Origin of the sequence: Agromyces sp. GXS1127 (assembly GCF_050565425.1) — a bacterium.
GTDB lineage: Bacteria > Actinomycetota > Actinomycetes > Actinomycetales > Microbacteriaceae > Agromyces.
On the sequence record NZ_JBOCIG010000003.1, the window covers coordinates 197410 to 212721 of the forward strand.

General features: G+C 71.7%; 11 protein-coding genes. 7 read left to right on the top strand and 4 right to left on the bottom strand.

What is annotated here, in order from left to right:
- Positions 1-37 precede the first annotated feature (37 nt).
- Both ACQ393_RS06400 and ACQ393_RS06405 read right to left on the bottom strand, forming a co-directional pair.
- A complete protein-coding gene (locus tag ACQ393_RS06400) occupies positions 38-1873 on the bottom strand; it encodes a hypothetical protein (protein WP_430645994.1) in 1836 nt (611 codons plus the stop codon).
- Positions 1874-1973: 100 nt separating this feature from the next.
- On the bottom strand, positions 1974-2306 hold the full coding sequence (locus tag ACQ393_RS06405) for an acyltransferase (RefSeq protein ID WP_430645995.1): 333 nt from the start codon (positions 2304-2306) through the stop codon (positions 1974-1976).
- A gap of 18 nt (positions 2307-2324) precedes the next feature.
- Between ACQ393_RS06405 and ACQ393_RS06410 the strand changes: the two genes are divergently transcribed.
- On the top strand, positions 2325-4682 hold the full coding sequence (locus tag ACQ393_RS06410; RefSeq protein ID WP_430645996.1) for an acyltransferase family protein: 2358 nt from the start codon (positions 2325-2327) through the stop codon (positions 4680-4682).
- Positions 4683-4822: 140 nt separating this feature from the next.
- Here ACQ393_RS06410 and ACQ393_RS06415 read toward each other — a convergent pair whose 3' ends face one another.
- Positions 4823-6457: a glycosyltransferase family 2 protein gene (locus tag ACQ393_RS06415; protein WP_430645997.1), complete on the bottom strand. Its 1635-nt coding sequence runs from the start codon at positions 6455-6457 to the stop codon at positions 4823-4825.
- A 242-nt stretch (positions 6458-6699) separates the two neighbouring features.
- Between ACQ393_RS06415 and manA the strand changes: the two genes are divergently transcribed.
- The gene (gene manA / locus ACQ393_RS06420; RefSeq protein WP_430645998.1) at positions 6700-7944 is read left to right on the top strand and encodes a mannose-6-phosphate isomerase, class I; all 1245 of its coding nucleotides are present in this window, start codon (positions 6700-6702) and stop codon (positions 7942-7944) included.
- A gap of 48 nt (positions 7945-7992) precedes the next feature.
- Here manA and ACQ393_RS06425 read toward each other — a convergent pair whose 3' ends face one another.
- Positions 7993-8949, bottom strand: coding sequence for a GlxA family transcriptional regulator (locus tag ACQ393_RS06425; protein ID WP_430645999.1), 957 nt, complete (start codon positions 8947-8949; stop codon positions 7993-7995).
- 119 nt (positions 8950-9068) lie between these two features.
- Between ACQ393_RS06425 and ACQ393_RS06430 the strand changes: the two genes are divergently transcribed.
- The 5 genes from ACQ393_RS06430 (at position 9069) to ACQ393_RS06450 (ending at position 15304) form a co-directional block, all read left to right on the top strand.
- Positions 9069-9218, top strand: coding sequence for a hypothetical protein (locus tag ACQ393_RS06430; RefSeq protein WP_155051933.1), 150 nt, complete (start codon positions 9069-9071; stop codon positions 9216-9218).
- A gap of 54 nt (positions 9219-9272) precedes the next feature.
- Positions 9273-10241: a UDP-glucose 4-epimerase GalE gene (galE, locus tag ACQ393_RS06435; protein ID WP_430646000.1), complete on the top strand. Its 969-nt coding sequence runs from the start codon at positions 9273-9275 to the stop codon at positions 10239-10241.
- 164 nt (positions 10242-10405) lie between these two features.
- Entirely contained in the window at positions 10406-10726 is a 321-nt protein-coding gene (locus ACQ393_RS06440) for a WhiB family transcriptional regulator (protein ID WP_430646001.1), read from the top strand.
- 92 nt (positions 10727-10818) lie between these two features.
- Positions 10819-13881, top strand: coding sequence for a glycosyltransferase (locus ACQ393_RS06445; RefSeq protein WP_430646002.1), 3063 nt, complete (start codon positions 10819-10821; stop codon positions 13879-13881).
- Positions 13865-15304: a DUF5719 family protein gene (locus ACQ393_RS06450; RefSeq protein ID WP_430646003.1), complete on the top strand. Its 1440-nt coding sequence runs from the start codon at positions 13865-13867 to the stop codon at positions 15302-15304. Before ACQ393_RS06445 ends, ACQ393_RS06450 begins: the two co-directional genes overlap by 17 nt.
- Positions 15305-15312: the final 8 nt, after the last annotated feature.

Sequence of the window (15312 nt, forward strand, 5' to 3'; positions counted from 1 at the left end):
ACAGCCTAACGTCCGGTCGCGAGGCTCCGTCGCTGTCTCATTCCGCGAGGGTGATGACGTCGAAATACTCATGACGTTCGACGTCGAACCGCTCGTCTCCGTCGAGCGTGTCGGAAATACGCTCGCCCCGGTCTCGGAGTCCGTCGCTCGGGGGCCACGACTTGGCACTGTTCCGGAGGTCGAAGTCCAGGACGACCACCTTCGTCACGGTCCCGTCCTCGAGCACGCTCGCGGTCAGGTCTCGAAGCTCCGAGCCTTCCGGCTGCCGGGCGATGAGGCGGTCGATCCGCGTCGGCCATGCTGCACGCGCATGCCGCAGGGCCTTGTCGTTGCCGATGTTCCAGGAGCGAACGTCGAGTATCGGGGCGAGGTAGACGGAGAGGTAGTCGTTCGCTCGCTCCGTTCCGCTGACGAACACGATGCGGTCGTCGGGTGAGAACGCCTGGGACATCGGTGTCACTACGTCGGCGTTGAACGCCCGAACCTCAGCGGCGCGGTCGAGATTCGTCTGCAGCGTGCTCACCGGGTTGAAGGACACTTCTACGATGGCCGCGACGGCCAGCCCAATCGCGAGCCAACGCCGACGACGACGGACCAGGGCTTCGACGCCGATCGCCGCCAGCACGATGACGGCCAGGCGGAAGAGCAGGATCCATCGATAGGTCGCCCGCATGTACTCGATGCCCGGGACATTCCCGTACACCCACTCGAGCGGCAGTTCGAGGAGTGCGATCCCCGGTGGCATGCTGGTTCGGGACTCGCTGAGTGACGGGTCGTACACCTCGGCGATCTTGAGGTCTGGTCCCAGCGAGAGAACGAGGCCGGCAATGCCGATCAGTGCGAACGCGACGACGATCCGACGGCGGCCCCGAGGGTGTGCAACCAGCCCGATCCCGGCGAGGATGAGCATGAGCACGCCGATGTAGTTGTAGGCGTTATTGGATCCGTCGCCCCACAACGTGCCGGGGTCGACGCCGACGCCGAGCAGATCCGCCCACCACACCTCATCGGTCGGTACCACGAGGGTGCTCAGGTCCAGCCCGAATGCCCGGAACTTGTCGATTCCGTCCGAACCCCACGCCCCGGCGTTCGGTACGACCAGCCGGTACAGCGCGTACGCGAGCCCGGTCATGATGGCGAGGGCGGCTGCACCGACCCACGTCTCGGCTTGCCGCCATCGGCCCCACATCCAGGTCGCCACCAGCGCCCCCGACATCGCGCTGCCCAGGACGAAGGTATAGCCGTCGGAGAACAGCATGGCCACGGTGAGGGCGGCCCATCCGGTTCCCCAGAGCAGCGCAGGGCGCGTTCGCCGGCGTCGAAGCGCGCGAAGCGTGGACAGGCAGAGGAACGCCAGCGTCGGCAGCAGCACTGCTCCGAAGAGCATGCCGCCGAACCCGAGGATGCCGATCACGCTCAGCGACCCGGTCCATGCGATGGCACCCCATTGTGCGACCCAGAACCTCAGCGCGCACAGTCGGAGCAGCCGATAGGTCCCGAAGACGCCGGCGAAGAGGACCAGCCACGAGATGACGGCGTAGCTCCACTCCGGCGGCATGCCGGTCGAGCGCGACAACAGGGTCGACGACTGGATGACGGGCAGATTGGTGGCGAACAGTCCTCCGAGCGGACCGCCCACCAAGTCGCAGGTCGAACGGATCGCCTGGCTGAGGGAGTCCGTGCCGCAGTCGATGCGACCCACGGCGATGTAGAAGATGACGGACGCCCGGACAGCGAACGGGGTGAGCCCGTAGAGGATCCACAAGGCGGTGGCGACCAGGCCGGCGATACCGAGGCTCAGCGCACGTCGATGACGGCCACGGCGTGCGGGGGGCGAGGTGGTCGTCGCCTGGGGCGCAAGGGACTGCGTCACGTCGATCTCTCCAGGGCCAGTGCGGTTCCGAACGGGTGAAGCGGCGACCGCGCACGTCGATGGGTCGACCCGCGGAGCCCAGTCGGCCGGCGCGGCGAGGTCAATTCTCGAGCCGGCGGATCACGCGCGCGGGTACGCCGCCGACCAGCGTATCGGCCGGCACATCCGCGGTGACGACCGCACCTGCGGCGACCACGGCGCCCGGGCCGATGGTCACGCCGCCCACGACGATGGCCCCGGCCCCGATCCAGGCACCGTCACCGATCCTTATCGGGTCCTTTCGCCCTGCACCGGCGCGACGGCTGCGGGGTCCGATGTCGTGCGTATCGGTGATCAGCCTGACGTACGGACCGAGGTTGACCCGGTCGCCGATCGTCGTGTGGGGACGGATGTACGAACCAGTGTTGATGAACACGTCGGATCCGATCTCCACCGGACCGAGGATCTCGCCATGGCGATAGATCTTCGTACCGGGACCGACGATGACATCCGATCCGATGATCCGCACACTCGGATCGATCTGCGTGGGTCGGGGTTCTGTGGCCATCCCCCAATACTCGCAGAACCCGGCCGGGGTCGATCACGGGGTTCGCGCTCAGCAGCTATCCTTTCCTCCGGAGATCGTCCTCCGCTCACCCTCGAATCCTCGGTCGCCCTTGTAGCGACGGGAGCCTGCCCGAACCTGTGGAGTGCCATGCCAGTCGCCGCCCGTGCGGAAACGAATGCCGTCACGTCGACCTCGGCGACGGCGGCCGCGCGAGGAGTCGCTTCCGGGTTCCGGCGGGACATCGAGGGGCTCCGCGCCGTCACCGCGCTCCTCGTCGCGGGGTTCCACATCTGGGGGAACAAAGTCTCCGGCGGTGTCGACGTGTTCTTCGTGATCTCCGGTTATTTCATCACCCTCACCTTGCTCGGGCACCTGGGTCGGTACGGCCGGATCCGACCGGGACGCTATCTTGCACGACTGGGACAGCGGCTTGCGCCCATGGCCTTGCTGGTCGCGAGTGCGACCATCGCCCTGGTGTGGGTCGTCCTGCCGAGCGGACGGCGAGACGGCGAGCTCCAGCAGGTGATCGCCTCGCTGACCTCGACCGAGAACCTCTACCTCGCGTTCCAGTCCGTGGACTACCTCGCCCAGGATCAACCGAGATCCGCAGCCCAGCAGTTCTGGGCCATGTCGGTGCAGGGGCAGTTCTACGTCACCTGGATGCTGCTTGCGCTCCTCGCGGCATGGGTCGCGGGACGCACCGGCCGCTCGGCCGCGCGTTGGCTCGGCATCACGATCGTCGCCGTGATCGGCGTCTCGTTCGCGTGGTCCGTCCACCAGACGTCGACGGATCAGACGTTCGCGTACTTCAGCCCGCTCACCCGGGTCTGGGAGTTCGGAATCGGGGCGATCATCGCTCTCTCGATCGGCCGAATGCGGATCCCGTCGGCGGTCCGTGTCGCGATGGTGTGGGTGGGACTGGCCGGCATCCTCGCGTGCGCCGCCTTCCTGCCGGTGGAGTCGGCGTTCCCGGGTGCAGCAGCACTGTGGCCCACGCTTGCCGCCGCGCTCGTGCTGGTCTCGGGGCAGAAGGGCGACGGGCTCGCCCGGAACGCGTTGCTCACCCATCCCCTGCTCGTGAGGATGGGCGGGTTCGCCTTCGCCATCTACCTCTGGCACTGGCCATTGCTCATCGCGGCCCGGTCCCTCCTCGGCACCGAGCAGGTCGGGTGGCGTGCGGGGATGCTCGTCCTCGTTGCGGCGGTGGCGCTCGCGTGGGCCTCATCTCGCTGGATCGAGCGGCCGACGATCGATGCTGCCCGCAGCACGGATCCCACCCGACGTCGGCGGACCAATGTGCTCCTGGTCGTCTCATGGGTCGCAGTGACGTCGACGGCGGCGACACTGCTCCTGTCCGTCCGCGTGGCCGACGCTGAGGACCGCTCGGCGACGGTGGCCCTGTTGGCCGGCGAACCGGGTTCGTGCGTCGGCGCCATGGCGGTCCTCGCAGGCGAACCGGATTGCGTCCACCCGGAATTGGAGGGGCGTGTCTTCCCGGCGGGCACGGTGGGCAAGGACCTGTCCCGTCCCGACGTCGAATGTGCTGTGAAGAAGTGGCATGCCGAAGCGCGGATGTGCGAGTACGGCGAGGTCGGATCGGAGCGTCGCATCGCCCTGATCGGGAACTCGCATGCGATGGCCTGGTTCCCTGCACTCGAACAGATCGCGACGGACGCCGGCTGGGAGCTGCGTGTCTGGTACAAGACGGGCTGCTCGTTCGCGATGCCCCAGCGCGACGGAACGAATGAGAGGCTCGCCGAGGAGTGCGACGAGTGGGTCTCGAACGTCCAGGCGGACATCGTCGACGGTCCGCCGATCGCTTGGGCCGTGACGTCCACTCACCGGTCGAGTCGTTGGGACGAGCCCGATGCCGCGTTCTCGGCGGCATGGCAGCCCCTGATCGAGCGTGGCACCGACATCGTCGTGCTCCGCGACTATCCGGCATCGTCCGACGCCAGTCTTGCGTGCGTGGATCGCGCTGGGGCCGGGGGCGTCGATGAATGCTCGAAGCCGCGGTCCGAGGTGGCAGACGGCAGGGACGAGATGTGGCGCGCGGCGAGCGGCCGCATTCCCGGAGCGCATGCCCTCGACCTGACCGACGCGTTCTGCGACGCCGAAAGGTGCTTCACGGTCGCTGGCCACGTCAAGGTCTATCGCGACCATTCGCATCTCTCGAGCACGTACGCGACGACGCTCGCGGCACCACTCGAACGCATGCTGGACGAAGCGCGCCTGGTCGCCGACGTCGTCGCGGCGGACTGACGGGCGAGGGAACGGGGCTGATCCGGCGCCGGGGCGGGTTCGCCAACTCGACGCCACCGCCGCGACGGCCCGAGCGCCAGTCGGCCGGCCGTCGGTGCAGGAGAGGCCGGACGGAACCGGTCGGCTGCGCGTGACCTGCCTCAGCGGCGCGATGGCAGGGTGCGGCGGATCGCCTCCGCAGCCCGACTGACGAGGTTTCGCGACTGCCGGCGCTCGAGGAGGGCCTCAACGCCCGCCAGACGCGCTTCTGCGGCTCGCGCACGATCGCGCTGCACCACGAGCTTGGCAGCGAGCTCGTCGATCCGCGGGTCGTGCGCCTCGACTTTCGCTTCGAGATCCGTGCCTCGCAGATCGACAAGACGGGCGTCGTCCGCCTCGGCTAGTTCGGTCCCCCATGCGTCCTCGAGGCACTGATCGAAAGCGTATCCATCGCTCGCATATCGCCTTGCCCGGGACACGGCGGCATTGTTCCACAGGACCAGTTCGGCACCTTCGCCGACACCGGGAACTCGATATCGGACTGAACCGAGTCGATTCGCGTCGATGTGGCGATACATCCGCTGGAGGCTGTCGGGTGAGAGCCCGACGGTCACCGGCACGTCGAGCCGGAACGGGCTAGGGAACACGGTGTCAGGCGCCTCTTCGCGGAACCGCACTCGGGAATCTGCACGGAACCACTCGCGGACCAGCCGAAGCTCGACCAGCGGATCTGCGAGGACTCTGCGGCGTCCTTCGTCCAGCATCGACCAAGGGCCGACGAGGTCGACCTGGATGTCCGGGAGCGTTTGGTTCAGCAATCGATCGACGCACTGCCGCGCGAACGTAGCCGACTCCGGGCGGACTTCGACCACCGCGCGGACCAGAGGCACCTCCCAGATCCGATTCATGGAACGGCGCGGATAACGGGGGATCGGCATCCGTTCGGCGAAGTGGACGTTGTTGACCCGAGCGACACTCGCTGCGTGATCCTGGATGGTCGCTCGGCCGAGGTGCCAACTCCTCGCCTCGTGCACCGGGATGAACACCGCACCGGCCTGCCAGAGCTGGTACGCGATCTCCGTATCCTCGCCGAGTCTCAGGCGGGTGTCCTGGCCGTTGGTCGCGTCATAGACCGCGCGTGTGGCCGTTGCGCAGGCGCCCATGTGCGTGGAGTAGTTCCGGCCGTCAGAGTCGTTGAGGTCATCGGTTTCCCGGAAGACCCGCAACGACCAGTGTTCATGCAGGGCGGCAGGATCGTAGCGATGCTCGATGCGGCCATCCGCGACCTCCTCGTACACCTCCTCGGGCGAGAAGGTCCATGCCTCGACGAATCCCTTGTGGCCGATCGTTGCTGCCTCGGGGATGAAATGCGCCCACTTGGCGTGCTGTCGGACGTTGTCTCGGAACAGCACCATGTCCGAGTCGACCCAGTAGATGATGTCCCCGGTCGAAGCGCCGATGCCGATGGCCATGGCGTTCGATCGGCCCCAGCCGCCTTCCGGCGGTACTCGGATGAGGCGGACATGCTCGGGCACGACTGCGCCGAGCTGGACGGGAGGGTCGCTCCCGTCGTCGACGACGATGACCTCGAGGAGGTGCGATGGGTAGTCCTGCGCGGCGAGTGAAGCGAGCGTCAAGGGCAGCGTCGAGCTGTTGTAGGCAGCGATGACGACCGAGACGGAGAGCGTCGGCTCCCAGCCGTCCGGGACGGTGCCGTCGAACACGTCCCGCCATCGATTCCGCTTGACGAGACGACTCCGATCGAACGTCGGATTGCGGCTGGCTGGCTGTGGCACGCGATCGATCCTATTGGCCGCGCAAACGGCCGTGGCGACGCTCCCGTCCGCATCAACGCGGCGCCGGGGTCGGCTCGGTGTGCGGAAACAGCTGGGCCATGCGCCCGGTGCACGGCCGTTGCGCAGGCGCGTCGACCGACGAGGACGTTCGCGCCGCCCGGTGATCGTGCTCGAGCAGCGGCCGGAACCCGCGCGCAGCGCTTGGTAGTTTGGGGCCACACCGTGAAAGGACCCTGCTCCCCATGTTTGTCGCGATCCGCAACACCCCCCGAGACTATGCGTGGGGTTCCCACACGGCGATCGCGGAGTTCCTCGGAGCCGAGCCGAGTGGAGGCCCGGAAGCCGAGCTCTGGCTGGGCGCGCACGCCGGGTCGCCCTCCGAGATGGTGGAGCCGGAGGCCGCGGGTGCGGCCGACCTCGCCGAGCTCGTCGGCGCCAACCCGACCCTCGCCCTCGGCCACGAGCACGCGCGGGCCGGCGCCCGGCTGCCGTTCCTGCTCAAGGTGCTCGCCGCGGCGCGCCCGCTGTCGCTCCAGGCGCACCCGACGCCCGACCAGGCACGGACGGGCTTCGGCCGCGAGGAGGCGGAGGGCGTGCCGATCGACGCGTTCGACCGCAACTACAAGGACCCGTACGCCAAGCCCGAGCTCATCGTCGCGGTGAGTGAGACGTTCGACGCGCTCTCGGGATTCCGGCCGGACGACGAGGTGCGCGGAATCCTCGAGGTGCTGCGCGAAGCGGATGCCGCCTCCGCCGACCCCCAGCCCGGCGCCCTCGACCTACTGGCCACCCGTCTCGAGGGGCCGGACGCGCTCCGCGAGACCGTGGCCTGGCTGCTGGTCGACGGCCGAGGCGGCGACAGCGGCGAGGCGGCCTGGGTCGTCGAGCGCGTGGTCGCGCTCGCCGCGGGCGATGCGGCACTCGTCTCGCCCTACGAGGCGTCCTTCCGGACCGTGCTCGACCTCGCCGAGGAGTACCCCGGCGATCCGGGCATCGTGATCTCGCTGCTGCTCAATCGGGTGACCCTCCGTCGCGGCGAGGCGCTCTTCCTCGACGCCGGCAACATCCACGCCTACCTGTCGGGCCTCGGCATCGAGCTCATGGCGGCGAGCGACAACGTGCTCCGCGGCGGGCTCACGCCGAAGCACATCGACGTCCCCGAGCTGCTCGAAGTGCTCGACTTCAGCCCGATCGAGCCGCCACTGCTCGCGCCGATCGAGGCGGGTCCCGGCATCCTCGAGTACCGGCCGAGCGTTCCCGACTTCACGCTCTTCCGCGTCGAGGGGGCGGATGCCGCGGCGCGCGTCGCCCTCGGGGGCCCCGCGATCGTGCTCGCCGAGGGCGACGCCGTCGAGCTCTCCGGCGCGCACGGATCGATCTCGATCGCCCGCGGCGCGGCCGCGTTCGTCACGCCGGACGAGGGAGCGCTCGGCTTCGGCGGTGCGGGCGTCGCCTGGGTGGCGACGACGCCCGCGGCCGCCGCCTGAGTCGAGATCGCCCCGCCGACGAGCGGATGCCGCGGCATCCGCTCGTCGTCAGCCCACCTGTCGCGGCCCGAACACCCGGCGGTACTGCGTGGGCGTCGTCTGCAGCACCTTGACGAAGTGGTGGCGCATGACCGCCGCCGCGCCGAAGCCCGTCTCGCGCGCGATCTCCTCGAGCGTGAGGTCGGTCTCCTCGAGCAGCTGCTGCGCGCGGAGTAGGCGCTGGCGGTTGAGCCAGGCGTTCGGGGTCGTGCCGGTCTCGGCGCGGAACTTCCGGGCGAAGGTGCGCGGCGACATGAGCGCCTTCCGGGCGAGCCGGTCGACGGTGAGGTCCTCGTCGAGGTGCTCGAGCATCCACTCGGTGACGAGCGCGAACGAGTCGGTCCTCGCCTCGACCACGGGCGTCTGGATGAACTGCGACTGGCCGCCGTCGCGCTGCGGGGGGACGACCATGCGGCGGGCGACGATGTTCGCGGCGCTCGCGCCGAGCTCGGTGCGGACGATGTGCAGCGCGGCGTCGATGCCGGCGGCGGTGCCGGCGCCCGTGACGACCTTGCCGTCCTGCACGAAGAGCACGTCGGGGTCGACCTCGGTCTCGGGGAACATCTCGGCCATGCGGTCGGTGTACATCCAGTGCGTCGTCGCCCGACGACCGTCGAGCACGCCGGCACGGCCGAGCGTGAACGCGCCCGAGCAGACGCTCAGCACCCACGCGCCGCGATCGACGGCCTCGCGGATGACGCGGAGCACCTCGGGGTGCGCGGGCTCGTCGATGAGCGAGGCGGGGACCGCGACGAGGTCGGCGGTCTCGGCCGCGGCGAGCCCCTCGTGCACGACGACGTCGAAGCCGAGCTTCGTGGAGATCGGCCCGGGTTCGGCCGCCACGACGTGGAAATCGAACGTCGGGCCGCCCTGCTCGGACCGGTCGATGCCGAACACCTCGCAGATCACGCCGAACTCGAACGGCGCCATCTGCGGGACGGCGATGCAGGCGATGGAGCGGAGCACGGATCCTCCTCGGGGCGGCCGGCCCGACGCGCGACACGGCGGCAGGCTGGCAGGAATGTGTCGATCACTGGCGAGTCTGCCACTGTCGGCAGGATCTTGCAAGGCGCAGAATTCCTGCCATGGACATCATCGTGCTGCTGATCTTCGCCGGCCTCGCCGTGTGGGGCGTCGTGGCGACGCTGCTCCGCCTCGACTCGGACGGCTACGGTCGCCCCGAGATCCGCGACCGCGTGCGCCACGTCGACCGGGCTCCGCTCCGTCGCGCCTGACCGGCCCGCTAGCATCGTCACGACGCCGGAGGCTCCGGCGGCGGAAGGCGGGACATGAGCTGGCTGGTCACCGGGGGAGCGGGCTACATCGGGGCGCACGTGGTGCGGGCCTTCCTGGCCCAGGGCATCGACACGGTCGTCGTGGACGACCTCTCGTCCGGGCGGCGCACGTTCGTCCCCCAGGGCTCGCACTTCGTGCAGGGCTCGATCCTCGACGGCGCGCTCCTGGAGGACACGATGCAGGCGCACGACGTGCGCGGCGTCGTCCACCTCGCCGGGTTCAAGTACGCCGGCGTCTCGGTCCAGCGTCCGCTGCACACGTACGAGCAGAACGTGACCGGCACCGCACGGCTCCTGGGGGCCATGCAGGCGAGCGGCGTCGACCGCATCGTCTTCTCGTCGAGCGCGGCGGTCTACGGCACGCCCGACGTCGACCTCGTCACCGAGGGCACCGGCAAGCACCCCGAGTCGCCCTACGGCGAGTCGAAGCTCATCGGCGAATGGCTGCTCGCCGACCAGGCCCGCGCGAACGGCCTGCGGCACACCTCGCTCCGCTACTTCAACGTCGTCGGCTCCGGCACCGACGAGGTGTTCGACCCGAGCCCCCACAACCTCTTCCCGCTCGTGTTCGACGCGCTCCTCGACGGCCGCACGCCGCGCATCAACGGCGACGACTACGCGACGCCCGACGGAACCTGCGTGCGCGACTACATCCACGTCGCCGACCTCGCGGACGCGCACGTGGCCGCCGCGCGCCGACTCGACGCCGGCGACCCGATCGAGCCCGTCTACAACCTCGGCTCGGGCGACGGCGTGTCGGTCGGCGAGATCATGCGCGAGGTCGCCCGCGTGACCGGCATCGACTTCGCGCCCGAGATCGCGCCGCGCCGCCCCGGCGATCCCGCGCGCATCGTCGCGTCGGGCGAGCTCGCCGCCCGGGACCTCGACTGGCGCATGCGCCACAGCCTCGGCGACATGGTCGCCAGCGCGTGGTCCGCGCGCCGCGCGGCATCCGTCTCCTGACCGCGATCACGACTCGGACACGCACCCAGCGTGTCGAGGGCGCCGCGAAGCCTCGAGGAGGTATTGAGGGTTCTCCGCTCGCGACTTGACTCCACCGAATTACACCGATGTAATTGGTGAGACACACCCCTCGGGGATGTCGGTACAACTGGGTGGGAGACGATATGGGCAAGCCTGAATATCGTTCTGGGGTACCTGAGGATTGGTTCGTCGACCCTGTGCGGCTCGGCGTTCCGGGGGTTCGCGGGGTCGCAGACGACGACAACCAACTGGCGTGGCAGACCGATGCGCTCTGCGCGCAGACCGATCCGGAGGCGTTCTTCCCGGAGAAGGGCGGTTCCACGCGCGACGCGAAGCGCATCTGCACGGGCTGCGAGGTCCGGTCGGAGTGCCTGGAGTACGCGCTGTCGAACGACGAGCGGTTCGGCATCTGGGGCGGGCTGTCCGAGCGCGAGCGGCGCAAGCTCCGTCGCCAGGCCGGCTGATCCGTCGCTCGAGGCCGCCGCGGGCGCGCTCGCTCACGGCACGCCCGTTGCGATGACGGATGCCGCAGGGGCGGCCGCCTAGGCTGTCCCCGATGTTCCCCAGAGTCACCGCCGTCCTCGTCGTGCAGCACGGCGGCGACCGGCTCCGCACCACACTCGACGCGCTGCGCTCGCAGACGCGTCGGCCCGACGACCTCGCGGTCGTGCTCATGGAGTCCGACGACGACGCCCGACGCCAGGTCGAGGCGCTGCACCCGGCGCACGTCGTCGCGCTCGCCGCGCCGCTGCCCTTCGGCGAGGCGATCGCCACCGTGGAACGGACGCTCCCCGAACCGGCGGACGAGCGCGACTCCCTCTGGCTCCTGAGCGAGGACGCCGCGCCGGAACCGACCGCGCTGGAGTCGCTCGTCGCCGCCCTCGAGAACGCGCGCACCGCGGCGATCGCCGCCCCGAAGCTCGTCGAATGGGACGACCCCCGGCGGATCGTGCGGTTCGGCCGCTCGGTGACGCGAGGCGGGCGCAGCCTCCCGATCGTGGACGGCGAACTCGACCAGGGCCAGCACGACGACCTCTCCGACGTGCTCGGCGCGGATCCAGCCGGCATGCTCGTGCGCCACGCCGTCTGGCGCCGGCTCGGCGGGTTCGACCCGGCACTGCCGGTCGTCGACGACGGACTCGACCTCGGCATGCGCGCGCGGCTCGCCGGCCATCGCGTGATCGCGGTGCCCGCGGCGGTGGTGCGGTTCGCCGACGTGGGCGTCGCCGGGCCCGGGTCGGAGCCGGGCGGTCGCGCCGCGCGCCGTCGCGCCCGGTATGCGCGGAGCGCGTGGCTGCACCGACGGCTCGTCGACGCGCCGGCGGCGGTCGTGCCGCTGCACTGGCTTGCGCTGCTGCCCCTCGCGGTGCTGCGATCGTTCCGGCACCTCCTGGTGAAGACGCCGGGCGCCATCCCCGGCGAGTTCGCGGCCGCGATCGAGGTCATGGCCACGCCGCAGCGCGTCATCCGATCGCGACGGGCGATCGCCCGCGTGAAGACCGCGAAGTGGTCCGCGCTGGCCCCGCTGCGGATCCGGCCCGACGAGGTGCGCGTGCGACGGCAGCAGGCGGCCGAGGCGCGGCGACAGCGCGCGCGCGGTCGCGCCGACGACCTGCAGTTCCTGCAGACCGGCGGCGGGTGGGTGCTGCTCGCGACCTCCGCGCTCGCGGTCGTCGTGTTCGCGCCGCTGATCGCGTCGGGTGGCATCTCCGGTGGCGGCCTCCTCCCGCTCTCGGCGGACGTCGCGACGCTCTGGCGCAACGCGGCCGTCGGGTGGCGCGAGGTCGGCGGCGGGTTCCTGGGCGCGGCCGACCCGTTCGCGGGCGTCCTGGCCGTGCTCGGCAGCGCGGCGTTCTGGAACCCCTCCGCCGCGATCCTCGGGCTCTGGCTCCTCGCCATCCCGGCGTCCGGACTCGGCGGCTGGTTCGCGGCATCCCGGCTCACCGACCGCGCCTCCCTCCGCGTCCTGGGCGGGCTCGCCTGGGCGGTCGCACCGCCGCTCCTCGACGCGCTGGCCGCCGGCCGGCCGGCCGCCGTCCTCGTGCACGTGTTGCTGCCTTGGCTCGCCGTCCTCATGTTCGCGGCGGGGACCTCGTGGGCGGCCGCGGCGGCCGCATCGCTCGTGTTCGCCGCGATCGTCGCGTGCGCGCCCGTGCTCGCTCCCGCGCTCGTGCTGGCGTGGCTGGTCGCGCTGCCGCTCAGCGGGCGCGCCGCGGTGCGCCTGGCCGGCATCCCGCTGCCCGCACTGGCCCTCGCGCTCCCGCTCATCGTGCAGCAGGTGGACCGGGGAGCGCCGCTCTCGCTCCTCGCCGATCCGGGCGTACCCCGACCGGGCGCGGAGCCCCTCGCGCTGCAGGTCGCCCTCGGACAGGCGTCGGGGACGTGGGGTCGCTGGGAGGAGGCGCTCGGCGGGCTCGTCGCGGAGTTCGTCCCGCCGCCCGTCGTGCTCGCGGTGCTGCTCGCGCCGCTCGCGCTCGCGGCGATCGCGGTCGTCGCGTCGCGCCGTCTCCGCGGGGGACTGCTCGCGCTCGCCCTCGCCGCCGTCGGATTCGCGACCGCCGTCGGGGCGACGCTCGTCCACGTGGCCTTCGTCGGCGAGCGCACGGTGCCGGTATGGGCGGGTGCGGGCATCAGCCTCATGTGGCTCGGGCTCCTCGCCGCCGCGGTCCTCGCCCTCAGCACCGTGCGGCGCGGCGCCGCGGCCGCCGCCGCGGTCGTGTCGATCTTCGCGCTGGCCGCGGTGGGGCCCACCGTGGTCGCGCTCGCGCTCGGCCGGACCGCCGTCGGGCCGGCACCCGAGCGCACCCTCCCGGCGTTCGTCGAGGCCGAGGCTGCGGCCGACCCGCGCGTCGGCACGCTCCGGATGCGGCCGACCTCCGACGGCGGCCTCCGCGCCACCGTCGAGCGCGGGACGGGCGCCACGCTCGACGAGCAGTCGACCCTCGCGTCGACCCAGCGCGAGCTCACCGGGACGACCGAGTCGATCGCCACGCTCGCCGGCAACCTCGCGGCGCGGAGCGGCTACGACGCGACCGCGTCGATCGAGGAGTTCGGGCTCTCGTTCGTGCTGCTCGGCCCGGCCGACCCCGCCGACACCGCCGCCGTCGCGGTCGAGCAGCGCGCCCGCGCCGCGCTCGACGGGAACCCGCAGGTGGCGCCGATCGGCGAGACGGACTTCGGCGCGCTCTGGCGCTTCATCGACGCCGACGCGGATGTCGCCGGGGCCGGGGTCCCCGACTTGGGCCCGGCCGCCGGATGGATCGTGGCCGGGCAGCTCACGGTGATCGGCGCGGCCCTCCTCCTCTCGATCCCGACGGGCGGCGGGCGGGAGCCCGACCGCAGGCCGCCCTCGGTGCGCCGTCGGCGGCGGTTCGCGCGCGGGCGCGGGCGGCGCGGGGGAGCCGGGACGGAGGACCGCGACCCGACGACGGCACCCGCCTCGCCCGAGCACGCGGAGACCGCGACGCCGTCGCCCGCCGCGCCGTCGGACGACCGTCGCCCGACCGAGGCCCCGGCGAGCGACGTGCATCACCATGACGAACCGGCGCCCGCACGGGTCGCGGCGCCCGGTCAGCCCGACGACGAGGACGGAGGCGACCGACGTGCCGAGGACGCGTGAGGTGATCCGGGCGGCCGCCCGTGGAGCGGCCGTCCTGGCGGTGGGCGGCCTCGCCGTCGGCGCAGTGCTCGCGGCATCCGCCCTGCCGCTGCCCGACCTCGCCGCCGAACCGCCCTCGACGGTCGTGCAGCCGGCCGAGAGCCGTCAGCTCCAGGTGTGCCCCGGCCCCCTGCTGTCGCTCGCCGACGATTCGGCGTCGGCGAACGTCGCGCGCTCCGTCGGCCCGGTGGACCTCGCGATCACCTCGGATCCCGCGGACGCCGCGATCGAGCGGGTGGCGCTCGAGGCGGTCGACGACGGTGCGGCCGGCACGAACGGCGGCCCGACGGCGATCTCGGCGGAGCCGGGCACCGTGCTCGCCGGCATGCTGGCCGGCGCGCAGGCGCAGGAGGTCGGCGCCGAGTCGCTCCGCGGGCTGGCCGCGGCGGCGTGCGTGGAGCCGTCGGCCGATTCGTGGCTGGTCGCCGGCGCGACCGACGTCGGTCGTTCGGGCCTCGTCCTGCTCTCGAACCCCGGCGAGGTCGCCTCCACGGTCGACGTGCGCGTGGCCGGCGAGACCGGCGCGGTCGAGGCGCCGTCAGGCCTGGGCATCGTGGTGCCACCGGGAAGCCAGCGGATCGTCTCGCTCGCCGGACTCGCCCCGAACGTGCGGACGCCCGTCGTGCACGTCACGAGCACGGGCGCCCCGGTCGCCGCCGCCCTGCAGCACTCGGTCGTGCTCGGGCTCGACCCGGCGGGCGTCGAGCTGTCGACCCCCACCGCGCCGCCCGCGACCCGGCAGGTCGTTCCGGGCGTGGTCGTCTCGGGCGACCGCGGCGTCGCCCCAGACGACGACCACGCCGAGGGCGACGACTTCCCGGCCCTGCGCCTCTACGCACCGGATGCCGCGGAGGCGACCGCCGTCGTCGAGATCCGCGACGACGGCGGTGCGCTCGTCTCGGACGTGGAGGTCGCCCTGGCTCCCGGACAGGTCACCGACCTCCCGCTCGGCACACTCGACCCCGGGGTGTACACGCTCGTGATCGACGCGGACGCGGCGATCGTCGCGTCGGCCCGGTCGACGGTGCTCGCCGACGGCGACGACCCGATCCTCGCCGACCTGGCCTGGGCCGTCGCGACCGGGGCCCTGCTGGAGCGTGCCGCCGTCGCGATCCCGGACGGCCCGGGCGCGACCCTGCGACTGGCCAATCCCGACGAGGAGGACGTGGCCGCGACCGTGACGGTCGACGGGTCGGAGCGCTCCGTCACCGTGCCCTCGGGCGGAACGGCATCCGTGGCGGTGCAGGCCGGCGATCGCGTGGTCCTCGACGGCGTCGAGGGACTGCACGGCGCCGTGACCTTCGGCGACGACGAGCAGCTCGCGGCGATGCCGGTCGCGCCGCCGGGGCCGCTGGCGAGCCCGGTCCGGGTCTTCCCGCAGTAGGCGGCCGC

Excerpts from the sequence above, each read along its gene's own strand:
- galE (WP_430646000.1), top strand. The coding sequence starts at position 9,273 with ATGAGCTGGCTGGTCACCGGGGGAGCGGGCTACATCGGGGCGCACGTG.
- ACQ393_RS06410 (WP_430645996.1), top strand. The coding sequence starts at position 2,325 with ATGGCGATAGATCTTCGTACCGGGACCGACGATGACATCCGATCCGAT.
- ACQ393_RS06440 (WP_430646001.1), top strand. The coding sequence starts at position 10,406 with ATGGGCAAGCCTGAATATCGTTCTGGGGTACCTGAGGATTGGTTCGTC.
- ACQ393_RS06445 (WP_430646002.1), top strand. The coding sequence starts at position 10,819 with ATGTTCCCCAGAGTCACCGCCGTCCTCGTCGTGCAGCACGGCGGCGAC.
- manA (WP_430645998.1), top strand. The coding sequence starts at position 6,700 with ATGTTTGTCGCGATCCGCAACACCCCCCGAGACTATGCGTGGGGTTCC.
- ACQ393_RS06430 (WP_155051933.1), top strand. The coding sequence starts at position 9,069 with ATGGACATCATCGTGCTGCTGATCTTCGCCGGCCTCGCCGTGTGGGGC.